This is a genomic window from Bacteroidales bacterium (assembly GCA_016707785.1).
Taxonomy (GTDB): domain Bacteria; phylum Bacteroidota; class Bacteroidia; order Bacteroidales; family UBA4417; genus UBA4417.
On the sequence record JADJGZ010000005.1, the window covers coordinates 175,944 to 200,038 of the forward strand.

Annotated in this window: 14 protein-coding genes; 6 read left to right on the plus strand and 8 right to left on the minus strand. The window is 40.9% G+C overall.

Annotation, left to right across the window (positions count from 1 at the left end; translation table 11 throughout):
• Nucleotides 1–186: 186 nt before the first annotated feature.
• The 4 genes from glgP to IPH84_04890 form a co-directional block, all read right to left on the minus strand.
• Complete coding sequence (gene glgP, locus IPH84_04875) at nt 187–4,425, minus strand: alpha-glucan family phosphorylase (protein ID MBK7172565.1); 4,239 nt, start codon at nt 4,423–4,425, stop codon at nt 187–189.
• 191 nt (nt 4,426–4,616) lie between these two features.
• On the minus strand, nt 4,617–5,963 hold the full coding sequence (locus tag IPH84_04880; GenBank protein MBK7172566.1) for an alpha-amylase: 1,347 nt from the start codon (nt 5,961–5,963) through the stop codon (nt 4,617–4,619).
• 23 nt (nt 5,964–5,986) lie between these two features.
• A complete protein-coding gene (locus IPH84_04885; GenBank protein ID MBK7172567.1) occupies nt 5,987–7,270 on the minus strand; it encodes a glycosyltransferase family 4 protein in 1,284 nt (427 codons plus the stop codon).
• A 15-nt stretch (nt 7,271–7,285) separates the two neighbouring features.
• Nucleotides 7,286–9,253 (minus strand): glycogen debranching enzyme family protein, encoded by a 1,968-nt coding sequence (locus IPH84_04890; GenBank protein ID MBK7172568.1) that lies wholly within the window; start codon nt 9,251–9,253, stop codon nt 7,286–7,288.
• Between the two features lie 320 nt (nt 9,254–9,573).
• On the opposite strand from IPH84_04890, the gene IPH84_04895 reads away from it, so the two are divergent.
• Nucleotides 9,574–11,016, plus strand: a complete 1,443-nt coding sequence (locus IPH84_04895; protein MBK7172569.1) for a right-handed parallel beta-helix repeat-containing protein — start codon at nt 9,574–9,576, stop codon at nt 11,014–11,016.
• Nucleotides 11,017–11,191: 175 nt separating this feature from the next.
• Here IPH84_04895 and sucD read toward each other — a convergent pair whose 3' ends face one another.
• The gene (gene sucD, locus IPH84_04900; protein ID MBK7172570.1) at nt 11,192–12,064 is read right to left on the minus strand and encodes a succinate--CoA ligase subunit alpha; all 873 of its coding nucleotides are present in this window, start codon (nt 12,062–12,064) and stop codon (nt 11,192–11,194) included.
• A 793-nt stretch (nt 12,065–12,857) separates the two neighbouring features.
• On the opposite strand from sucD, the gene IPH84_04905 reads away from it, so the two are divergent.
• Together IPH84_04905 and mnmE are read left to right on the plus strand one after the other, a co-directional pair.
• Complete coding sequence (locus IPH84_04905; protein ID MBK7172571.1) at nt 12,858–14,075, plus strand: beta-lactamase family protein; 1,218 nt, start codon at nt 12,858–12,860, stop codon at nt 14,073–14,075.
• Nucleotides 14,076–14,252: 177 nt separating this feature from the next.
• Nucleotides 14,253–15,665 (plus strand): tRNA uridine-5-carboxymethylaminomethyl(34) synthesis GTPase MnmE, encoded by a 1,413-nt coding sequence (gene mnmE, locus IPH84_04910; protein ID MBK7172572.1) that lies wholly within the window; start codon nt 14,253–14,255, stop codon nt 15,663–15,665.
• Nucleotides 15,666–15,854: 189 nt separating this feature from the next.
• On the opposite strand, the gene IPH84_04915 is transcribed toward mnmE, so the two are convergent.
• Nucleotides 15,855–17,729 carry a CHRD domain-containing protein gene (locus IPH84_04915; protein MBK7172573.1) on the minus strand — a complete coding sequence of 625 codons (1,875 nt, stop codon included), beginning with the start codon at nt 17,727–17,729 and terminating at the stop codon, nt 15,855–15,857.
• 209 nt (nt 17,730–17,938) lie between these two features.
• Between IPH84_04915 and IPH84_04920 the strand changes: the two genes are divergently transcribed.
• The 3 genes from IPH84_04920 to IPH84_04930 all read left to right on the plus strand — a co-directional run bounded on the left by IPH84_04920 (nt 17,939) and on the right by IPH84_04930 (nt 20,534).
• On the plus strand, nt 17,939–18,541 hold the full coding sequence (locus IPH84_04920) for a TetR/AcrR family transcriptional regulator (protein ID MBK7172574.1): 603 nt from the start codon (nt 17,939–17,941) through the stop codon (nt 18,539–18,541).
• A 299-nt stretch (nt 18,542–18,840) separates the two neighbouring features.
• Nucleotides 18,841–19,755: an ABC transporter ATP-binding protein gene (locus tag IPH84_04925; GenBank protein MBK7172575.1), complete on the plus strand. Its 915-nt coding sequence runs from the start codon at nt 18,841–18,843 to the stop codon at nt 19,753–19,755.
• Nucleotides 19,752–20,534, plus strand: coding sequence for an ABC transporter permease (locus IPH84_04930; GenBank protein MBK7172576.1), 783 nt, complete (start codon nt 19,752–19,754; stop codon nt 20,532–20,534). Before IPH84_04925 ends, IPH84_04930 begins: the two co-directional genes overlap by 4 nt.
• Nucleotides 20,535–20,601: 67 nt before the next feature.
• Here the strand turns inward: IPH84_04930 and IPH84_04935 are convergent, their stop codons facing one another.
• Together IPH84_04935 and IPH84_04940 are read right to left on the minus strand one after the other, a co-directional pair.
• The gene (locus IPH84_04935; GenBank protein ID MBK7172577.1) at nt 20,602–23,352 is read right to left on the minus strand and encodes a TonB-dependent receptor; all 2,751 of its coding nucleotides are present in this window, start codon (nt 23,350–23,352) and stop codon (nt 20,602–20,604) included.
• Nucleotides 23,353–24,087 carry a GLPGLI family protein gene (locus tag IPH84_04940; protein ID MBK7172578.1) on the minus strand — a complete coding sequence of 245 codons (735 nt, stop codon included), beginning with the start codon at nt 24,085–24,087 and terminating at the stop codon, nt 23,353–23,355. It abuts the gene before it with no gap.
• Nucleotides 24,088–24,095 lie beyond the last annotated feature (8 nt).

The window sequence follows — 24,095 nt, forward strand, 5'->3', positions numbered from 1 at the left end:
CAGTCGGGCAGGATCCTGGATGCTGAATTCTGACCGTCTAAGGCGGATGTCTAGATTTAATAAATTTCAGACTGTTTCCAAAAGTGCTTCAGCATAAACTGCTTTTGAAACAACCCCGGTTGCAAAAGTACATATAATGCCTGTAATCCAAAAATGACACTCAAAAAGTACCTGAGTTTAAAGCTATCAGGCCCATTTAACAAGGTTAAAATCAAGACGATGCGGTAACAGAGGATGTTTGGGGGTAATCCTGAATGAGATATCAAACACACCTGATCGGGTAGTAGTTACTTCAAAGGCATAAACGGCGTTATCCCCTTCCATCCTATCAAGTTTAAGCACATGGATTACCTGGGGTTCAATCATCTGATCGTTTACTCTTTGACCAGCCACTAATTCCACCATGATATCATCCGGATTCACTTCCCCAAGATTCAGTATTACTTCTGAGCGAAGTGTCTCACCAAGATCAAGCGGACTGATGGTAGAATTTGGCAGACTTACGTCAACGATTTCCAGGCTATCCCAGTTTCTGAGCATCCTGTTTTTCCATCCGGCCAGTTTCTTTACCTGGGAATAGTCATCCTCCTTCAGAATCTGCGACCTTTGATGCAATTTCTTGTAATAAAGATTACAATAATCGTCCAATTGTCGTTTCATAGTAAAATGTGGAGCAATTCCTGAGATCGTATTTTTGATATATGATATCCATTTACTTGAAATTCCCCTGGAATCCTTTGCATAAAAGATTGGAATGATCTCGTCTTCAAGTATGTTATAGATGGTTTCAGCGTCGAGTTCATCCTGGAACTGCTGATTCTGATAAATACTTTCTTCCGGGAGGGCCCAGCCGGCATCTGGTCTGAAACCTTCGGCCCACCAGCCATCGAGTACGCTAAAATTCACGACACCATTCATGATGGCCTTTTCACCACTGGTTCCTGATGCTTCGAGCGGGCGAGTGGGGGTATTCAACCAGATATCAACTCCCTGAACGAGTTTCTTGGCCATTTCCATCCCATAATTTTCAAGGAAGATCACTTTACTGATGAACTGTGGCATCCTTGAAACTTCTATGATCCGTTTAATCAGGTCGGCACCTGCTTTATCTGCCGGGTGAGCTTTTCCTGCAAATACCAATTGAACCGGCAATCCGGGCCTGTTAAGTATCTCTGCCAGGCGGGTGAGGTTTGAGAAAAGAAGATGAGCTCTTTTATAAGTTGCAAATCTCCTGGCAAATCCAATTGTTAATGCATTCTTATCAAGCATTTCAACAGTCCTGATCACATTCTGCGGATTTTCCTGCCTGGAGCCCATAGAATCCAGTAAACGTTTGCGAATGAAATCAACCAGATCACCCCGTAATTCCTGCCTGATCTGCCAGATTTTCTCATCAGGTACTGAATGGATTCGCTGCCAGTGTTCAGGATTGGACTGGTCATTCATAAAGTCTGCACCAAACTGGCTTTCATAGAGATACCTCCACTTAGGTGATGCCCATGTTGGGTAATGAACGCCATTTGTTACATAGCCAATATGAAGTTCTTTTTCAAAGAAACCTTTGTACATATTCACAAACATTTCCCTTGAAACCCTGCCATGTATTTCACTAACTCCATTGATTTCCTGGGAAAGTTTACATGCCAGGACGCTCATAGAGAATTTTTCATCCGGTTTATCTTCAACATACCTGCCAAGGTTCATAAAGGCATCCCATGAGATGTTCAACCTATCGGCATAATGAGGAATATAAGTCCTGAGCATATCTTCAGGGAAAGCATCATGACCCGCAGGTACGGGTGTATGAGTGGTAAACAGGGTTGATGCTCTGACGATTTCAATAGCTTGTGAGAAAGAGAATTGTTTTTCTTCAACGAAGTTCCGCATACGTTCAATACCAATAAAGGCAGCATGACCTTCATTACAATGATAGATATCCGGATCAATTCCTAATGTATGAAGTAACCGGATTCCCCCTACTCCCAGCAATAACTCCTGTTTCAACCGAACTTCAAGGTCCCCGCCATATAAGCGGTGGGTAATAAATCGATCCGATTCCCTGTTTTCTTCAATATCGGCATCCAACAGGAATAAAGGAACCCTTCCAACATCAACGCGCCATATTTTTGCATATAAAGTTCTCCCTGGCAGTGCAACACTCACCTGGAGCCACTCATCATTTTCATTCCTAACCGGCTTGATGGGTAAGTGGTTAAAACGCTGTGGAAAATATTGTGAGATTTGATCACCACTAACTGATAAACCCTGTTTGAAGTAACCATATCTATAAAGCAGTCCAATTCCGATCATATCGATATTGGTATCAGACGCCTGCTTCAGGTAATCGCCTGCCAAAACCCCCAAACCACCGGAGAAAATCTGCAATGAATCATGTAATCCAAACTCCATACTGAAGTAGGCAACCTGTGGCTTTATTTTTCCTTCATTATCCATGTATTCCCTGAAACGGGCATAAACAGACTGAAGTTTTGACATGAAGGATTCATTTTTCTCCAGGCGCCGAAGCTGCTGGAGTGATAAGGATTCTAGCAGGAAAATAGGATTCTGGTCAATATTCCCTGCATTTTCAGGATCAATCATCCTGAAAAGTTCAATGGCATCTGTATTCCAGCACCACCAAAGGTTCATGGATATTTCAACCAATCCCTTCAGGGAGTCAGGGTATGCCTGGCGAATCAGCACTTTTCTCCATTCAGGATGTGTGTGCTTTTTCCCATTTACACTGCTAACTGTTTCAATAAGTTGCTTATTTCTGAATAGTTCAGCACGAAGAGCAACCTTTTGAAGAGCTATTCCATAAGCTTTATAATAATAAGTCAGCAGATTATTCCAAAGAGCTGAACGTGCCGTAGAAATAGCCAATAGAGCAAGTTCGCCCCTCCGACTTTCTGACATCTTTTCAAATTTCAGAATCGTCTGGGCAATTTGATCAACCACTTTATCCTGGTTTTCATCATTTCTTTCGATCACCACTACACTATCATTCCTCAGATTGCTTTGAACCCATAATCCAAATCCTGCCAGGGTAGTTGTTACCGTGGGGACACCAAATGCAAGGCTTTCCAGCGGAGTATAACCCCATGGCTCATAATATGATGGGAAAATTGAAAGGTCGAAACCAGGCAAAAGATCATAGTAAGGAATATCGAATACTCCATCATTGCCATTCAGATAGCTAGGAACAAAAATCACTTTAACCTTATCACCGATTCCATTCATGAGCTTCCTTTCCCGGAGGTGATGCAGAATCCTGTCATATTCGGCTTCGAATAATCCGTGTGTCAGGTATTTACCGGATAACGCCTGGTCATCTTTGGGATCAAGGAGACGATCGAGAATTCCGGGTACCGGGCCTGAATGATTCGCCGGAATTGTAATAAATGCTACTACAGGGTAGGTAAGGCTTTGATTTGTATTCAATTCAGCAAGTGCATCAATAAACAGATCGATACCTTTATTTCTGAATTCATATCTCCCGCTATTAACCAGAAGCAATGTATCAGCTGGCATAGTCTGACCGATTACAGCTTGTGTAACTGATAAAATCTTATCACGTGCAATCGCTCTTTTATCGTTTAGTTCATCAAAATCATGGATCAATGCATCATCGAAACCGTTTGGTGTGATTACATCTACATCCCTGCCAATGAATTGTTTGCATTCGTCAGCAGTAAGTTTGCTTACAGTAGTGAAAGCATCACTGTTAATTGCTGCAAGGGATTCCATTGAATGCTTGGCCTGTACATTGAATCTATGAGCCATTCCCTCACCGGAATAATCATGAAAATGGCTGTAAAGCGGCAAATCATTGCCGGCTATACATCTGCCAACTACAGTAGCATGGGTTGTAAATACACAACCTACTTGTGGGACTCTGTCACGGAGGTACAGGATTCCGCTCCCGGTCATCCATTCATGAAAATGAGCAATAATTTTATCATCAGCAGTAAGGTTCCAGTTATAGAAACTCTCGATGACCTTCCCTGCAGCATATCCGAATAATGCCGGTTCAAAATAATCCCAGTTTCCGGTGATACTATCCAACTTGTATTTCTCCCAGAATTCGGCAAGGATTTTATCCTTTATGGAAATATACATTGAAAAATCAACCAGGATCACAATTGGATTACCCTTTATATTCCATCTTCCGATTTTAAACCTTAGTCCTTCGGCTTCAGCTTGTTCACGCCAGGATTTAAAGATTGTACGATCTTCAGTGAAATCAGGATTCTGGGTAGTTTCTTTCCAAACATCAGGGCCTATAAGTACAAAATTGTTATCATAAGTCTCCTGGAGTCCGGAGGCTTTTGTAGAAACTACAGTATAAATTCCTCCAACTTTATTGCAGACTTCCCAACTGATTTCGAAAATATAATCAGGTTTACTTAACTTCTTTTCACTCATAATGTCAACTTAATAAGTAATTTAGCTTTAGGTTACGCTTCAAACGAACATAGATTAATCCCTCATTTTCGGATAAGTAACCCATCAAAAGCGGGCCAAAAGTAAAAAAAATTACATAAGACAAGTCCCGGACATGCCTTATGTAATATGTTTAAGAGCTTACCGATTGATTCAAAAACTCTGTAAGAATGCTAGTTTCCTGATTTCTTAACTTCCTTTTTATTTTCTGTTTTTTTTGTTTTGGCTACTTTTACGGGTGCTGACTTCGTCTTTTTCCCGACAGAAACCACCTTTTTGTCATCTTTCGCTTTAGGTAATTCTTTCGGCTTAATAGCATTCAATCCTTTGTTGGCAGCATAATCCTTTACTCTGATAAGGAAATCAGAGAGTACATTCATATAATTCAGGAATGCTTCATAGGGCGTATTATAGGGATTGAAATAATGATGAACGGCACCATCACTGAACCATTTAGTACACATGTAATAAAAATGGTCACTAGCCTGAAGATAGTGCCAATCAGTCCTTAAGTCAGGATCGTTGCATTCGGCCATGATATGTGAAACCGAGTATAAGTTTTCAATAGCATCATCCTGAAGATCATTTCCAATCCATGCCGTGAGGTCTCTTTCTTCATCAGCCCATGATATGGCATCAGGTACATTGAGACCTGCGACTGGTTGTAACTCTTTTGCAGCTTCAGAAGGAGTGAGTAATTTCCATTTTCCTGACTGAATCAGTTTTGATGGAAAAGCATATAAAAACTCAAAAATCCCTGTATCTGCCTTCTGATGTTCGCCGAAGGTTTCATAATCCATGAAAAGATTCACAATTTCCTGTTTCTTCTCAACAGCATTAAGCCAGCCAATGTACTTTTCAGCAGTTAATGGCCAGTCGCTCCAGTCTCTTTGTGAAAAGCGGAATGCAATATCATCGCTTAACTGGTAGTTTCTCAACAGAAGTTTCAAACGATCATGAGAAGCACTGCAGTAAAGGTAATTGGGACTTTTCCAACCCAGCACATGCTTGGCACCTTCTGTCAGCATGGTCTGGAATCCCATATCCAATACTTGTCCGGCGATATCATTGGAATAAATCAGCTCTGTATTTCTGAATGTGACAGGTTTCACGCCAAATAACGATTCAATGGCATTCACATGGTCAGTAACCTGGCGTTTGAATTCACCCTGATCCACTACAGAGGCAAGTGAGTGGGAATAAGTCTCAGCAAGGAATTCTACATTTCCTGTCTTAGCCAGTTTTGCAAAGCTAGTAATCACTTCAGGAGCATACTTTTGAAATTGTTCCAATGCAGTGCCGGAAATACTGAATGAAACCTTAAATGAAGAACCATATTCTTTGATCAGGTTCAATAAAACCTGGTTAGCAGGAAGGTAACAATGATTTGCAATCCTTTTGGCTATGTGCCTGTTAGTGTAGTCATCATAATAGTAATGATCAGCGCCGATATCAAAAAACCGGTATGTTCGAAGCCTGAATGGCTGATGAATCTGGAAATAAAGGCATAATGACTTCATAGAAAGTAATTTAGAGACAATTTTTATTGTAAAACAGATTCGTATACTTGCTTAATTTTACCGGCAGCTTCTTCCCATTTCAAGCTGTCCACTTCTTCGGTACCATACTCCTGGAACATATTCGTCATAGCATCATAATGCAGCAGTCCGTAAATTGCATCTGCCATGGCATCGATATCCCAGAAATCCACTTTCATCACATGATTGAGTACTTCAGCAACACCTGACTGTTTAGAGATCACAACAGGGACATTGGACCTCATGGCTTCAAGTGGTGAAATTCCAAAAGGTTCTGATACTGAAGGCATGACATAAACATCGCTCATGGCAAACATTCGATCTACATTTTCACCTTTGAGAAAACCGGTAAAATGAAAATGCGTTGAGATTTTCAATTTGGCAACCCTTCGTATCATTTTCTCCATCAGATCACCAGTACCAGCCATTACAAAGCGGACATTCGGATCCCGTTCCAGCACTTTTTTAGCAGCTTCAATGAAATATTCCGGTCCTTTCTGGAAAGTGATTCTACCCAGGAATGTCACCACTTTTTCACGGACATGCTTTTCACCAATTTCAATATCACTTCTTTCGGAAGGTTCCACAGCGTTATGAACGGTAATTACCTTATCAGGATTAATTCCGTAGCGTTCAATTACAATATTCCTGGTGAGGTTGCTGACAGTTATGACCCTATCAGCTTCTTCCATTCCTTTTCTTTCTATTTCAAACACATTGGTATTAACATTTTCGCCGGAACGATCGAATTCAGTAGCATGCATATGCACCACCAAAGGTTTTCCGCTTATTCTTTTGGCAGCAACTCCTGCTGGGTAGGTAAGCCAATCATGAGCATGAATTACATCAAATTCGTTTGCAGAAGCAATAGATGAGCCAACCAATGCATATCTCGACACTTCTTCCATCAAATCATGACCATATTTCCCTGAAAACTGATACCTCTCAGCAAAAACAGGGTTGGAGACAGTGGTTGATGATTTGATGTTTTCTTGCACCATTATTTCAAAGTCTTCCGGACCCACATAAGGAATCAGGTTTGAGCCAATTTCCATGAAAGTGATCTGGTTCCAGTGTTCCCTGGAAACAGGATCATTCATAAATACAGGAACATCACTTGCATTTACCAGTCTGACAGCTTCCTGACTTTCGTCACCATATGCTTTTGGAACAACGAACAAAACCTCAACATCATGTTTCATCAAACCTTTAGTCATTCCGAAACATGCTGTACCTAAACCTCCGGTAATATGAGGGGGAAACTCCCAACCAAACATTAATACTTTCATGGAATTTATAATTTTCTACTTTTTTCTGGGTTTACTTTTGGTTTCTTTATTTTGATCGATCAAATGCTTAACTCTCAGCAATTCTGCAACACTCCATGCCTGTGAGATAGCTCCGGAAGGTTTATGAGGAGGATCTCCGTCATACAACTCTGAAATTGTGCCAATGCCATGTTCTGACATTACTTCTTCGAATCCTGCATATATCTTTTCTATATATGAAACACCGGCCTTTTCAAATAGTTTAAGGTATGCTTCTGCAAAATGACCCAGGAGCCAGGGAAATGCTGCACCTTGATGATAGGCCAGGTTACGTTCAATTTCGTTACCTGAGTATTCAGGTTTATAAGCAGGATTTTTCGGAGATAACGTTCTTAAACCCCGGGGAGTTAATAGCTCACTCTTCACCCTGTCAACAACTCCTTTTCTCTGTTCTTCTGTCAGTGGCGAATAGGGTAATGAAGCAGCAAATACCTGGTTAGGTCTAACTGATTTACTTTTGAAATCGCCATGAACATAATCAGCCAGGTAACTTTTATCTTCCAGCCAGAAAGTTTCTATAAATGAAGCAGGAATCCTATCAGCAATAGGTTTCCAACTATCGACAAACTGAGTTTCTCCGGCTTCCTCAGCAAGTTCAATAGCGAACCGGATGGCATTATACCAGAGTGCATTTACTTCAACTGCAAGACCGGTGCGAGGAGTCACAGGTTTTCCTTCAACCACAGCATCCATCCATGTAACAGCAACACCAGGTATCCCGGCATACAGTAATCCATTTTCCATCATATGGATATTATAGGAAGCACCCTGCCTGAAACTTTCGAGAATCATCTGTAAAAGACTCCCATAATTTTTCCAGATATTCCGGTCTCCGGAAAACTGTTTGTATTGTTGTAAAGTCCAGAAAAGCCAGAGAGAGGCATCTACTGCATTATATTCCACTTTATTTCCAGTTCCGAGATTGGGGAAAAGTGGGCCTTTCATTTCTGCTATCAGGTTGGCAAGTACCTCTTTAAAGGTTTTATAATCACCATTGATAAGGGTTAAACCCGGCAATGAAATAAAGGAATCGCGCGACACCCTTCCAAACCAGGGAAATCCTGCAATAATTTCCACTTTCTTGCCCCTTCTGAGGATGAATTGCTGTGCTGCATTTTGAAGACAATGCTCAAAACTATCCCTTGGAACCCGGCGTTTTGTTTCAGCAGCAAACATGCGCCCAAATTGTGCCGGATTTTCAGTTTCCAATCCTGCTACAAAGTAGATGCTTTCACCCGTTGCAATGGGCAATTCAAAATATCCGGGAGTAAAGAGGTCTTCTACATAGTCATATCCACGGTCACGTTCCCGTGTATATGTGAATTGATAATACCAATCAGGAACATGCACATACTCAGGATCCTTTGAAAACTGCATATGAAGATAAGGATACCCCTGGTACATCCGGAGTTTTATTCCATTCAGAATCGGGTCATACTTCCGTTCCACATCAATGTTGGCTTTACTCAACGTATGAGTGTTCCGGTAAGCAAGGAAAGGGCGGAATCGAAGCCGGGTTGGTGAATTGGCCTGAACAAGGGTATACTTGATTATGATTTGATCAGAATTACTGACAAATAACATCTCCTTGGTAAGCACTACCCCACCTACCCTATAAGTAACAGTCGGGATCGGATCAGTATTAAAATCAGCAACATACTTATGTCCAGCCGGATTATATACTCCTCCTTTGTAACGATGTATAGCAAGATTAAATTCGGTATTCTGCTGAATCACTGATTCATCAAGGTTCGACAATAATACATGCATGCCACCGTCCAACTGCGGTTGCGGAGTAATCAGTAACCCATGATATTTGCGGGTGTTACATCCAATGATCGTAGTACTGGAATATGATCCGGCACGGTTCGATCTGAGAAGTTCACGAGTTAAAGAGTATTCGAGATTAACTAGTTTCTTTTTTTCAAATTCAATGTAACTCATAATATATCAATATTTTAATCTTTAACGAAATCAGTCTTAAAAAGTTTGCAAAGGTATTAAAGATTATCAAATATTCACATATCTGATTATAAAATCTATTTACTCCTTGCCCTTCGATACCAATGCTTTATAGATTTGTATCGCTGAATTTCCAAATGCATTGGCAATACTGAATCTAAATAAAAATAGACTCTCGTTTCCATGAAGATTCTGTATAAAATTATCAATAAAAGCGGCACTTTTGCAAATCATTGATAATAAAAACAAGTTCTGAACGTAAATTAGAATGAAGCTTCTATTTTTGCACTGAAAGGCAATCCATGAGATCATTCCAAAAAATCATTCCTTATATTGTATTTTCTTGCATCCTGGCATGTATTTTAATGGTCTATAACGGATGTACAAAAGAAAACCTGAATACTGACCCTGCTTTCAGACTGGAATTCAGTAATGATACCATCTTATTTGATACCGTTTTTACCAGTATTGGCAGCGCTACAAAGCCATTACTTGTCAGGAATAAAAGCAATCAGAAAGTGATCGTTGAATCGATCAGGCTTGCCCGGGGCTCAGCATCTCCCTATCGTATTAATATTGATGGTCAATCGGCATTTGAAGTGAAAGACCTGGAAATTGGGCCTAATGATAGTGCTTTCATTTTTGTAAAAGTCACTATTGATCCTAATAACCAGGATAATCCGCTGATTCAGACAGATTCCATCCTTTTTATCAGCAATGGAAATCACCAGGATGTAAAGCTGGTTTCATGGGGACAGGATGCCTGGTTTCATGCCAACGACACCCTGAGAGGTTCTGTTTTTCTGGGTGCCGAAAAACCTCATGTTATCTATGGGAACCTGGTGGTAGACTCCTTGTGTACTTTGAATATTGAACAAGGTGCAAGGCTTTATTTTCATAATAATAGCGGGCTGATTGTCAGAAATTCAGGAACTATCCGTGTGAATGGAACATTGGAAAAGCCTGTTCAATTCAGGGCTGACAGGCTGGATGAGGAATATGAAACGGTTTCAGGGCAATGGTTAGGAATTTTAATTGAAGGTGAAAGCACCGGAAATCTATTTGAATACGCTGACATCAGGAACGGGAGATATGGAGTTGCAATGGATAGCACCACTATTGGGAGCATACCAAATGCCATATTCATGAATTGCATCATACATAATATGGTAAACTTCGGGATTCTTTCAATCCATTCAAATATCAGGGTGTATAACTCACAAGTTTCAAATTGTGGAGGTTATGCGGTGGCGATTGATGCCGGTGGAAAATGTGAGTTCAGGCATTGCACCCTCTCAAATTACTGGAGTTCTTCCAGCAAACAATTTCAGACTTTATTATTAAGCAACAATTATTATTCTGATGGTACACAGACTCCTACTGCACTTGAAGAGGCTTATTTCGGCAACTGCATTATTATGGGAAACGGTTTTGAAGAAATCATCCTTGACAGTATTGCCGGCAGTTCCTTTAATGTTAAGTTTGATAACTGTCTTGTTCAGACAGAAGAGTCATCAAAATTCTCACACTTGTTTGTGAATTGCATCATAAATGAAGAGGCTGCATTTATTGATCCATGGATCGGACAATTCGAGTTAGATACTTTATCTTTCGCTAAAGATGCAGGAAGTCTTTCCATCATTTCAACTTCTTCACGGAATATCAACTCTGATTTAAAGGGGAATTCACGACTATCGGATGCGGGCCCTGACCTGGGTTGCTATGAAAGAATAGAGAAACCCTGACAAATTACCAGAGTCAGTTTTCTTCAAGCATAGCAGCAATCCTGACTTCTAAGCCTGAAGTACAGCAATCAACGAGTTATTCTTTGAGACCCTGATAAATTAAAACGAGCAATACTGAAAAGCATTGCTCGTCTTGAAGTGATACCTGAGGGCACCAAATATATTTGTATTTTAACTATCCTTTAAGGAGTTTAAGCATAGCAGAACCTATATCAGCAGGTGAATCGACCACCGTAATTCCGCATTCACGCATAATTTCTTTCTTTGCTTCAGCTGTATCTGCTTTTCCACCAACGATGGCACCTGCATGGCCCATTGTACGACCTTTTGGAGCTGTAGCACCTGCAATAAATCCTACTACAGGTTTCGTTCCATGATCCCTGACATAATAGGCTGCTTCAGCTTCCATCGAACCGCCGATTTCACCTATCATAACAATTCCTTCAGTTTCAGGATCATTCATGAATAATTCCATAGCGTCTTTTGTGGTGGTCCCGATAATTGGGTCTCCCCCAATTCCAATGGCAGTTGTCTGTCCTAAACCAGCTTTAGTCAGCTGGTCAACAGCCTCATAAGTAAGGGTGCCAGAACGTGAAACTATTCCAACTACTCCCTTTTTGTGAATAAAGCCAGGCATAATACCTACTTTAGCTTCATCCGGAGTAATAACACCAGGGCAATTGGGACCAACAAGCCTGCAATCCAGGTTGTCGACATATTCCTTTGCCTGAAGCATATCCTTTACAGGAATTCCTTCAGTGATACATACGATCACTTTGATACCGGCTGCTGCTGCTTCCATAATTGCATCTGCAGCAAAAGCGGGCGGTACAAAAATAATGGAAACATTAGCCTGTGTTGAGGTTACTGCATCTTTCACCGTATTGAAAACAGGACGTCCCAGGTGCATTTGCCCTCCTTTTCCCGGAGTAACGCCACCTACTACATTGGTTCCATAATCAATCATTTGGGAAGCATGGAAAGTCCCTTCACTTCCGGTATATCCCTGGACCAGAATCCTGGAATCTTTATTTACAAGTATGCTCATGGTAAATTGCTATGTGATTTTGGCCAAAGGTAGGAAAAAAGGTTTTTCAAATATCAAGAATTGTGCTTATGACAGGATGTCGGATGTTGGATGTCGGATGTCGGATGTTGGATGTATGGTGCTGGGCAATGGGTGCCAGTTTAGGCTAAACCCAATTCCGCAATCCACAATCTGCAATCATAAATCAGCGCCAAAGGCACCACTTGGGTAATCCAAAATCCGCCTGACCGGGGGAATTACTGCTTTTAATGAGAATTTACTCATAAGAGCATGTCAAAGTGCAAAATGTAAAATGTAGAATGCAAAATGTAAAGTACAAAGTGGAAAACCAGCCTGACCAAGGCAATCGGCGGTGACAGACTTAACTGAAACGGCAGATGGAACGCGATGAGCGAATTGCTGCGCGGATTTACGCGGATTTATTTACTCGATAAGTGCAAAATACAAATTATAAGTGCTGGGTGCTGGGTGCTGGGTACCCCGAAGAAAAACCGTTGGCTCTGGGTGCCGAGTCCGCATGACAGATAAATTCTTGCTTAAATTATTAAATGCAGTTAGTCGGATAGGTGCAACATGCAAAATATAAAATCCAAAATCCATCCGCCAGCTGGCGGACCAAAATCCGACATCAAACATCAGCCATCCGACATTATACATTCGACATCCGACATCATACATTCGACATGAGGTTTCACACATGATTTTGTTAACAACTCTGCATCACTTTAATGCGGTCAGGAAATACAATTGTGTTTTTTTGCAATATCTACTTTGATCAAGGCTTATGGGAAAAATGCTGTTTTCGGGTTTCTTACTCTTACTTACTCTCAATCTGGGATTATTCTACTCATGTTCACCTGGCACAAAAACTGCAGAAGAGACCGAGAAATGTTTTGACAAGCATCTTCTTACACCTGCACAGCAAGCAGCTATCAGGAAACAGATACATGCTGATGAAAAGGCCCTTGCTCTTGATACCCTGTTCGAGAAAAAGCATAAAAGGCAAGGATTTAATGGAACTGTCCTTGTTGCTCAAAAAGGAGTTATCATCTATGAAAAAGCCTTTGGGTATAGCGATTGTCAGAAAAAAACACCTCTGAGTATTAACAGTTGTTTTCAACTGGCCTCCATCAGCAAAACTTTTACCGGTGTTGCAACTCTGCTTCTGATTCAGGAAGGCAAGCTATCTTTAACAGATTCAGTGCAACAGTATATCCCGGATTTCCCGTATCATGGAATCAAAATCCAGGATTTACTGAGCCACAGAAGCGGACTACCTAATTATATTTATGCTTTTGAAGAAAAAAGAAAAATGAATGGCCCTGAACCTACCAATGACACCATTATTGACTGGTTTTGCAAGGCCAACCCAATAGTCCCACCCTATAATAAGCCAGGTTCTTTTTTCAGTTATAACAATACAAACTTTATCCTCCTGGCTTCTATTATAGAGAAAATCAGTGGGTTAAGTTATTCTTCTTTCATGCAGGAAAGGATCTTTACACCCCTGGATATGACCCATACCTTTGTCGACACCCATGCCCCTGATACACTACTCAACCTGAAAACGATTGGTCACCACGGCAACCGGCAACGGGAACGGGAATTCTATGATGGTGTTTATGGAGACAAAGGAATCTTTTCGTCAGTAGAAGATCTTTCGAAATGGTATTTTGGACTCAGGCATGAATGTCTCCTCAATAAGCAATGGCTAAAAGAAGCATTTACACCCAGGAGTTTTGAAAAGAAAAGCCGGCATAACTATGGTTTCGGATTCAGGATGATCACACAGCCTGATGATATGAACAAAGTGGAGTATATCTATCACGGTGGCTGGTGGGCCGGTTATTCAACCATGCTATGGTCAAGTCCGGACGAGGAGTATGTGATCATTATTTTGGGAAATAAGAAAAGTACATCTGTCTATGAAGTTCGTCCCATCATCGATATACTGGAAAATGGGAAACACACCGATCAGGAAGCAGGTGCTGATCCAGGTGACACCTTATAATACCCTGACAACCAGTATTTAGTATCAATACCAGATCTCTAAATAAGCCATTTATTGGCATTCCCAAGGCCATTTTCGTATCTTTGATTTCAATCCCATCTTTGAGAGGCTTGGAAACCATCTATTGAAACTTGAGTAAAAAAATATTTAATAACGGGGCCCCCACAATATACAGCCATGAGTATTCTTAGAGCAATTTCGTCAAGCAATGACACCATTTGTGCACTTTCAACCCCTCCAGGATCAGGTGCAATTGCTGTTATACGTCTTTCAGGTCCGAAAGCAATTGAGATCTGCAATACGCTCTTTGTTCCGGCAAATAAAAAAAATCGACTTGATCTGGTTGATTCTCACACAGTTCACCTGGGTATGTTTAAGAATGGTGAAGATGTAATTGACGAGGTTTTAGTGACAGTGTTTCGTGCACCCCATTCCTATACAGGTGAAAACTTAGTTGAAATCAGCTGTCATGGTTCCTTATATATCCAGCAGAGAGTAATGGAAGTGTTGCTCAGTAATGGCGCAAGAATGGCGAAAGCCGGAGAATTTACACTTAAAGCATTTATGAATGGGAAGTTTGACCTGTCGCAGGCTGAAGCTGTTGCCGACCTGATCAGTTCAAATTCCAAAGCGGCCCATGATCTTGCCCTTACCCAGATGAGAGGCGGGTTTTCAAGTAAAATTAAGGAGATGAGAAAACAACTGGTTGATCTTGCCTCCTTATTGGAACTGGAGCTGGATTTCAGTGAAGAAGATGTGGAATTTGCCGATCGTAGTCAGTTGCTGAAGCTCATTTCAGATCTAAAGACGGAGTTATCAGGACTTGCGGAATCATTCACCTTTGGAAATGTTATCAAACAAGGGATCCCGGTTGCTATCATTGGAAAACCCAATGTAGGCAAGTCGACACTTCTCAATGCTCTACTGAATGAAGAAAGAGCCATAGTCAGCGACATTCCCGGCACCACACGCGATACCATTGAAGACACTCTTACCATAAAAGGGATCAAATTCCGGTTTATTGATACGGCCGGATTGAGGGAACATAGCAATGATACCATTGAAAACATAGGGATCGGACGTACCTATGAAAAGATAAAAGAAGCTTCTGTCATACTATATGTTTTTGATATCAGCAGCATCACTTCTGAGGAAATTGACCAACTAAAGGATACTTTCAAAGAACATATCGATGATCCTGATAAGCAGTTTATGCTTATTGGCAACAAGACTGACCTGATGCTTGAAGCGCCCCAGCATATGACAGCTCTTTTCGACCTGGAGACCCTCTTCATTTCAGCTAAGAGGAAGGAAAATATTAATCTTATTATTGATAACCTCTTGAGAACGGTTAAAACCGAAAACCTTTCAGATCAGGCGATTGTTAGCAATGCAAGGCATTTTGAAGCCATAACGCAAACCTTATTATCGCTTGACAGTGCACAGGATGGTTTCTCAAATAAACTACCTACTGACCTGATAGCGATTGACATAAAGGCTGCTTTGTACCACCTGGGTCTCATCACAGGGGAAGTATCGACGGAAGAGTTGTTAGGGAATATTTTCGGGAAATTTTGTATTGGGAAATGAAACAGAGCGATTTCTCATTTTTTTTGATTTTGATATCCATTGTGCTCGAGTTCAGGAGACACGTGGAGCAAAGTAATAAAGCTCAAAAATCAACTCACAAAAATAATCCCCCGCACCGGTATGATGCAAGGGATTAGATGGTTTACTGACTGAATATGGCAGAATCAGTTGAATCTGAGAAAATCCACTTTACCTGATTACCATGAATTTACCAGTACCTGCCAGCTTACCATCAATTGTCAGCCTATAAAAATATAGCCCTGCTGATAAGGTTTGTGCTTCAATAATTTCGGTGTAGCTGCCTTTTTTCATGAGTCGATCTACCAAAACTTTCTTATGATTGCCAAGAAGATCGTTTATAGTCACTGATACAAATCCGGACTTAGGAATAGAAAAAGCCATTATCGATGAGGAACTGATGGGATTCGGATAGATATTCATCGAGTATGTAAAAGGAAGGATTTCCTCATTCACAGCAGTAACGGTTTCACAGAAATCCACAATTTCCACCTGTCCCCTGACTTCGCCGGCAGGATTTAGTGTTGTATGGAAATTAGCATACATTTCCCCACTTTCAAACTGGTCAGCTATATCATCAGTAAACGAAGCATCATTCCAAAAGCCCATCATAACAGAATCGGCGGGTAGGGGAAAAACTACAGGACCATTAACCCCGGGTAGGGCATGATGGAAATGACTCATACTTATGGTTGAACTCAAGCGACTCACGGCATGTCCATAATGCAGATTAGTATATTTCCTGTCCAGCGACACAAAACCAGATCCCTGAGCAAATTCCCCTCCAGTTACAGCAGCAACTTCCTGTTCAGGGCATAAGCTATAAATCACCCCTTCCCTGCTTAAAGATGCTGGTTGTCCGCGTACTTCACCAGCTGGGTTGAGGCTTGTGTGAATGTTGATATAAATGTCATCACTTAGCACACGCTTGACGAATTCATCGAAATCAAAGTCAGAAACAAAATTAGGGCTTGAAGGGGTTAATAAACCGGTAATAAGGTTACCCTGGATAAAATTATTGAGGTCAACAACTACAGGGCCACTGTTACCTGCTTTGCCATTATGGAAATGTGCTGACTGAATAGGTCCGCTTAGTTGATCAGCTACCACATTTAACCAGATGGAATCAAGGCTACTGTTCACGTAGAAGTTACAGATTGCCATTGCTTCCTCCGGGGTAGAAGGATCAACATTCGTTGTTTCCTGCCCGGGATCCATCCAGGTATCAAATGAGAGGGGAGCACTCTTCATAAGTTGTCCCCTGATTTCACCAGCAGGAAAGTTGGAAGTGTGAACATTGACATAAACCTTACCATTCTGCAATGAATCAAGGAAAGTGGAGGGATTTGCAAGACCTGTCAGATCAAAAATCCCTTTATAATTATTCCCATTTTTAAACTGTGACAGGGGAACAATCACTGGTCCGCTCTGACCCGGGCTGCCATAATGCAGGTGTGCATTAGTAATGGGAGCTGTGAGATCATTAACCAATAAATTGATTTCCAATTCTGTATGGTCCATACTCAGATTAAATGAACCAAGACCAATTGGTGTATGGTCAGATGGGATGCTGTTACCAGCCTGAATCATATCAAGCGTTGCAAGATAGTTGTCATCTGTTTCAGGAATAATTCTGCCGCGAATCTCACCATCAGGATTGGAGGCAGTATGTATATTTACATAATAAGCACCCTCGAGAAAATCTTTAAGTTTACCATTGTTAAAGCTTATTTCTGTAAGATACCCTTTAAGTTTATTCCCATCTATGAAAGGATTCAGGCTATATTCCACACTTCCACTTTCGGCAGAATGAATATGAGCTGAAGTAATCGGACCAGTAAGTCCATTGGCAGTAATTTCGAACCATAGCGTATCGTCATGATGCGAAAAACCGGCCACAGCATTTCCTGAAGAAGGGACCCAAAGCTGCCCTTCATGCTGAGTAGTATCAAGTCTGGCGGAAAACATCAAACCACCGAACGATTCCTGTGCCCATGAGGAAAAAGCAAAATGGACAGCAATGATTATGAATAGAATTCTTTTCATGGATTTTTAAATTAGGTTAATATTGAGCATAAAGTTATCCACTGCTATTCCGGCATGCCATCTTTACATGCTGAACTGGAAAAATAAGGCCTTGAAATAGTATAATCTAAGCTTGAAGTCTTCAATTATTTTTTCTCGAAAAATATTATTACTCCTCATTGTTGAAATATCTAAATCTGCACTATATTTGCAAACCAAACGGTCGGTTTATGAATAACACCAAAGAGCATATCCTCCAAACATCATTGATGTTATTTCTGCAGAAGAGCTACAGAGATGTCACCATGAGCGAGATTGTAGAAAAGACAGCCTTATCAAAAGGTGCTTTTTATCATTATTTTAATAGTAAAGAGGCATTATTCAAGGAAGTTACAGAAATGATCTTCAGTATGGGGCAGGTTAAATATGAAACCTTCGATCACCAATCTTTATTCACTTTTTACCATGATTATGCTGAATTTCTGAATGATTCACTGGTAATAATGCAAGGATTATCAGTGAGCCTGCCAGAAAGGTCAAATAGCTTGAATTTCTTCCTCATCATGTTTGAAGCGGTAAGTCGTTTCCCGGAATTCCTTGAAAAAGAACTGGAAATGCATAAACAAGACTTGAATCAATGGAAAAAGGTGATTAATAATGCCAGATTAAAGAATGAGATTAAGAGCGGTTCCAATGACGAAGAAATAGCTGACCTTTTCCTTTATTGTACGGATGGGGTGTTCATCAGGTATGTGAATAACAATGATCCCAAAGCTTACAAAGATTACCTGCTTGGTGCATTCAACTCCATTTATCAGAACCTGAGAGTCTAAAAAAGCAAACTATCCCAATCAACCATGGTTCACTTAAGCTCACTTTAGACATTCAAGTCACTCTAGCTAAAAAATGGAACGCGGATCCGCCGGCTGGCGGACGGATTACTCCACGGATCCGTCAGCTGACGGACGGATACAATTAACAAATTTAGCTCACTTTAGGCACTCCAGGCATTCCAGGCACTCCAGGCACTTTAGCTCACTTTAGCTCACTCTAGCTCACTCTAGCTCACTCTAGCTCACTCTAGCTCACTCTAGCTCACTTTAGGCACTTTAGTTCACTTTATCTCACTGCAATGATTACAACCGAAAAACTTACCAAACGATACAAGGATGTAGTAGCCGTTTCTGAAATTTCCCTCAACGTAAACAAAGGAGAAATCTATGGATTCCTGGGATTGAATGGTGCAGGCAAAACTACTACCATCAGGATGTTACTTGGGATGATACAACCTGATTCAGGGAAAGCATTTATTGATGGCATGAAGGTCCAATCCAACAAAACGGACCTCTGGAAAGAAATCGGCTACCTGGTGGAAGTACCATACTCCTATCCGGATCTTACGGTACAGGAAAACCTTGAAATCATCCGCAGTCTAAGGCTATTAAAAGATAAAAATGCAGTATTATCAGTCATGGAGTCACTTAAGCTTACTCAATATGCAAACAGAAAGGCAAGGCATTTATCACTAGGCAATGCACAAAGGCTTGGATTGGCAAAAGCATTGATTCATCACCCGAAAATCCTCATTTTGGATGAACCATCGAATGGCCTTGATCCTGCAGGTATATATGAAATCAGGGAATTATTAAAAACCCTGGCACAGGAACAAGGAGTTACTGTTTTTGTTTCCAGTCATATACTGGGAGAAATATCAAAGTTTGCGACCCGGATAGGTATCATTCATAATGGAAAGCTAATACAGGAAATAAATACGGCTGAATTGGAATTACTTTGTCATAAACATTTAAACGTCAGCACAAGGGATAATGATGCAGCTATCAAAGTGCTGTCATCGCAAGGAATCACTGCAGACAAAGAAAGTGAAAGTATACTTCAGATCAATGATATTGAACTCATTAAAAAACCCGAAATCATTACCACCATCCTGGTAAATCAGCAATTACCCCCAACCATGTTACATGTTGTTGAAGAGGACCTGGAAACCTATTTCTTCAGAACCATTGGAATTCAAAAAACGGCACAATGAGAAAAATCGCTATAGCAATTAAAGTTGAGTATCTGAAAATCAAGAGTTCAAAGATTTTTTGGATCACTCTTTTCTTATTTATCCTCATCCCTATTATGATGGGTCTGATGATTTATATTGTTCGTCATCCTGAAATATCTGCCAAACTTGGAATTATCGGTGCAAAAGCATCCTTATTTGGTAATGCTGATGGTCCGGCGTATATGGGCCTGGTAATACAGGCCATTGCATCCGTTGGTCTAATTGGGTATGGATTCGTTACTTCCTGGATGTTTGGAAGTGAACATACTCAACACACAATGAAAGATATACTGGCATTGCCGGTTTCAAGAAATCATATTGTACTGGCAAAGTTTTTTATAGTGATTTGCTGGAGTATACTGCTTTCATTCGTGATGATAATTAGTGCATTGATAATCTGCTATTTAATGAATCTTTCCGGTTTCACTGCCACCAATCTGAAGGAGAGTATCTCAACATTTGCTATTACTGCATTAATGACCATACTCTTATGCAGCCCGGTTGCTTTTCTGGCCGGCTATGGAAGAGGTCTGGTTGCCCCATTAGGTTTTATCTTCGTAACAATGATAATGGCACAATTTGTTGCATTATCTGGGTTAGGCGCCTATTTCCCATGGTCAATCCCAGGTTTAAATACAGCTCCGGAAGGTACAGAAGGTATGAAGCTACTGCCGGTTAGTTATGTAATTCTGACATTAACATTTATCGGGGGATACTGGGCTACTCAATTCTGGTGGAATCATGCTGATCACCACTGAACCCTGATTTTTGCATGATAAAGTTCAAGATTCTAAGAGTTGACATAAATTTTTCAATGACCAAGCCTTATCTCTTCTTCATTTCAATCTCCAGCCCACCCCTGGCTTTTGCAGCCTTATTCAACCTATATTTGAATGAGAGCAAAACATATCGACCAATGATGTTGGATCGTACTTCTCTGAGGTAATTCATTTCACTTGTCCGTTGCAGGCCTTTGTTTTCATTGAGCAAATCGTTTGATTCAAGCTGAAGAATACCCCTGTGGTTCCTGAGGAAGCTGTAACTCATTTCTGCACCCAGCAAAGGAATACTTACCGATTTCTGATAGCTGCCTGAACTATAATTTATCACGTCAGCATTCATTCCAAAGTGCCAGCTATCATTCGGATTATAATTGAACTCCGCAAAATAGTTCAAAGTGATATACTTGTTATTCAATCCGGATTGAAGCGAATATTTTGCATCGGTAAAGCTAATTTCAGCTCCAATGTCGAGGTCCCATTTCTCTTTCTTCCTGTTGTCCAGGCTCAAAAGGACACTTCTTGAAAAACTGTTTGTTTTATTCTCTGCATCATTTACAAAGCTCAATCCATTTGTCCAACGTCCGTTCAGTCCTAAATGCAGGTTCATCCCGATGATTTTTAGCGGTGTAGTGAAGTCAATATTTCCATTCAATTCTCTCTCATTATCAGTATTCAGCAAGTATATCCGCTGAACAAGGCTATCGGAAATCCACCGGGAAAACCCAATTTTGTCGACTATATAAGTTCCTCCAACCCTGGCAAAAACTGAAGTTTGCGAAAACTGGTCAAAAAGCAGCCAGTTAGCAAAGATTTCATGCCTGGTTTCTGGCTTTAATTTCCTGTTTCCATAGAAAAGTGACTGCGGATTTGAATTATCAACTACCGGGAGAAGAAATTCAAGTGTTGGCTCTGAGAGGGAAGAATTATAATCAAGGCTTAGACGGTTACCTGTTGAATAATCCCATTCCCAGCTAAAAGAAGGCAGGACCCTGGCATATGTAGTCTGTTCACCTTCATCACCTGACAGGACGTTTTTGTTGTCAACAATCTGGACGGTTAAGCCTGGCACTATCCTCATCTTTGAAAAATTCCACCTGATTCGTGCCGTAGGATTGACCAGTAACAGACTTCTGCTGAAATCCGGACTCAGACTATCAACAGGGGATTGTTCTTCTCCTGATAAACCCTGGGTTCTGTTTAATGAATTCTTTTCAAAACTTGCACTCACATCAGGTTCAAAATAAAGGCCTTTCGCTATTTTGACCATTGAGCCCAAACTAGCCCCAATTTCCTGAGAGCGTGAATCTTTATTCCTGAACTGATGATCACGGTAGAGCACTTCAATTCCAGCGTATTGACTGAGATTCAGCCGGTCATTGTCACTCAGGCTTTTGCTGAAATTTGCATTCATGCCCAACCTGTAGAGTTTGAATATTCCCCTTCCTTTCTTCATCGCAGAAAATGTACTGCTCGCTGACATCCCGGATCGTTTCATTTTTGCATTCGATTCCAGCTGATGGATAAAATCATTTTCACGAATTGCTTTTGAGAAGGATAAGGCATCTTCTCTTGAATCAGTCAACCCTATTGAACCATTAAACATCAAGGTTCTGGTAGTATCTGATTTATCCTTCCAGCCAAGGTTCAGCCGGTGACTATAATTTCGGCTGTTTTCGTCGTTTTGGTTTTCTTCAGTGAATTCACCTGTAGCCAGGTAATTCCTGGTAAAACCTTTCTGGATTAGGTTTCTGTCGGTGCCGCTTCCCATGTAACTGGCATAAATCCGGTTGTTTTTCTTCAGATCAAAGGAATAGTTTATCCCTCCGGCTCCTGAGGTGACCAATCCGTTCACTGTTTGTCCAAAATTTATGGGTAATTCATCATCGCTGCTTATACTGAAACGCATGGAGCCACTCCCCATCATAGCTGGCAGTCCCCCATTGAAATCAATATAATCCTGGAAACTGAATCCGAACCGGTTGATATTGTTGAGCATACCTAATACAGCAAACTGATTGCTTTTAGTAAACCGATATACCTTTGCCGAAGCGGCATATCTTTCATTAGTCCCTGCTCCTGCCGTAACATCACCAAGCCAGGCTTGCTTTTTCCCATCCTTCAGAAGCAAATTGATGGTCTTGTCCCGTGACCCATCATCAATTCCGGCCAATTCAGCAGCTTCAGATTTCTTGTCATATACTTGCACTTTATTGATAGCATCAGCAGGGAGATTTTTAGTGGCCACTTTCGGATCGGAACTAAAGAATTCTTTCCCATCCACCATCACATTTTTGACATCCTCTCCCATCGCCTTAATATTTCCTGCTCTATCCACTTCCACACCGGGAAGTTTCCGTAGTAAATCTTCTGCTACAGCATCAGGTTTGGTTTTAAAAGCAGCAGCATTGTATTCTATGGTATCCTTTTTAACTGTTATCGGGATATATTCGCCCAGCACTTCCGCTTCTGACAAATTCAATGATTTGACCTTCAATACTACCACACCATAATCGCCAGCTTTTTCAGGAAAAACAATACTTTCATAATAAGTCTGAAAACCAATAAATGCCACCTGTAAAATATAAGTTCCCTTTGTGATTCGTTTGATTTCAAAATTTCCCTGTTCGTTGGTTATACCAAAGAACAATAATGTTGAATCAGAAGGTTTTAACAAAGCAACCGTTGCATAAGGCAAGGGTTTGGCACTTTCATCATACACTTTGCCTGAAAGAGAAGTCTGGGCCTGAATGATAAACGGGAACAGGATGAAAAAAGGAATCAGAAACCTAAGCATCTACCGGGTTATTTTAATCATGAACACACCACCACCTTCACTATTCATCTCACCGGTTTTTTCTTCAACAATGGCCTGAAACTCCTCTTTTGTAACCTTTTTTCCCTGTTTTGGCTTCACCATAAGTGCCTTAACATCAGCTTGAGTGATGGATGAAGTCGTAATTATTCTTTTCCCGTCATTCACATTAACTTCCAGGATGAGTCCGGGGAGCCCGCGATAATTACCGGGTCCTGATGAAACAGGAATGGATGGGGTAAACCAGGCAACAGTTTTTGAACTATCCTTTTCGTAATATGCTTCCAGGCAAGGATAATCCAGAATTTGTTTCCGGTTCCCGGTTAATTTCCAGGGTAATGAATCAGGAATGGATTCAATGAGAAACATACGGGACATGAAATCCCTTTGTTCAATAACTTTCTGATTATTAATATCGAAATAGACTTTTTCATCAGGTTCCTCCATTTTCACCACCATCATTCCTCCCCCGGCCATTTCTTCTGTCACTTCCTGATCGTCTGTTTGGGCTTGATTTACTAATAATGTTGCATCCGGTGTAAAATGTAACAGCTTAGTCACTTTTCTTTCTTTTGGCAGCAAATCCTGCATTGCCGCTCCTTCGCCTTCCAGGTGGATCTCTAATTTCATTGTTTCATCATATACAACCGTCCCTTGCTGAGCAATAACAGTCAACATACAAAGCATTGCCGGGATAATCATCAGGATATTTTTCATAGGATTAG

Bases quoted from the DNA above. Each gene is read 5' to 3' on its own strand.
- IPH84_04885 (MBK7172567.1), bottom strand. From the start codon at position 7,270: ATGAAAGTATTAATGTTTGGTTGGGAGTTTCCCCCTCATATTACCGGA.
- glgP (MBK7172565.1), bottom strand. From the start codon at position 4,425: ATGAGTGAAAAGAAGTTAAGTAAACCTGATTATATTTTCGAAATCAGT.
- IPH84_04890 (MBK7172568.1), bottom strand. From the start codon at position 9,253: ATGAGTTACATTGAATTTGAAAAAAAGAAACTAGTTAATCTCGAATAC.
- IPH84_04925 (MBK7172575.1), top strand. From the start codon at position 18,841: ATGATTACAACCGAAAAACTTACCAAACGATACAAGGATGTAGTAGCC.
- IPH84_04915 (MBK7172573.1), bottom strand. From the start codon at position 17,729: ATGAAAAGAATTCTATTCATAATCATTGCTGTCCATTTTGCTTTTTCC.
- IPH84_04905 (MBK7172571.1), top strand. From the start codon at position 12,858: ATGCTGTTTTCGGGTTTCTTACTCTTACTTACTCTCAATCTGGGATTA.
- IPH84_04930 (MBK7172576.1), top strand. From the start codon at position 19,752: ATGAGAAAAATCGCTATAGCAATTAAAGTTGAGTATCTGAAAATCAAG.
- sucD (MBK7172570.1), bottom strand. From the start codon at position 12,064: ATGAGCATACTTGTAAATAAAGATTCCAGGATTCTGGTCCAGGGATAT.
- IPH84_04940 (MBK7172578.1), bottom strand. From the start codon at position 24,087: ATGAAAAATATCCTGATGATTATCCCGGCAATGCTTTGTATGTTGACT.
- IPH84_04880 (MBK7172566.1), bottom strand. From the start codon at position 5,963: ATGAAGTCATTATGCCTTTATTTCCAGATTCATCAGCCATTCAGGCTT.
- mnmE (MBK7172572.1), top strand. From the start codon at position 14,253: ATGAGTATTCTTAGAGCAATTTCGTCAAGCAATGACACCATTTGTGCA.
- IPH84_04935 (MBK7172577.1), bottom strand. From the start codon at position 23,352: ATGCTTAGGTTTCTGATTCCTTTTTTCATCCTGTTCCCGTTTATCATT.
- IPH84_04920 (MBK7172574.1), top strand. From the start codon at position 17,939: ATGAATAACACCAAAGAGCATATCCTCCAAACATCATTGATGTTATTT.
- IPH84_04895 (MBK7172569.1), top strand. From the start codon at position 9,574: ATGAGATCATTCCAAAAAATCATTCCTTATATTGTATTTTCTTGCATC.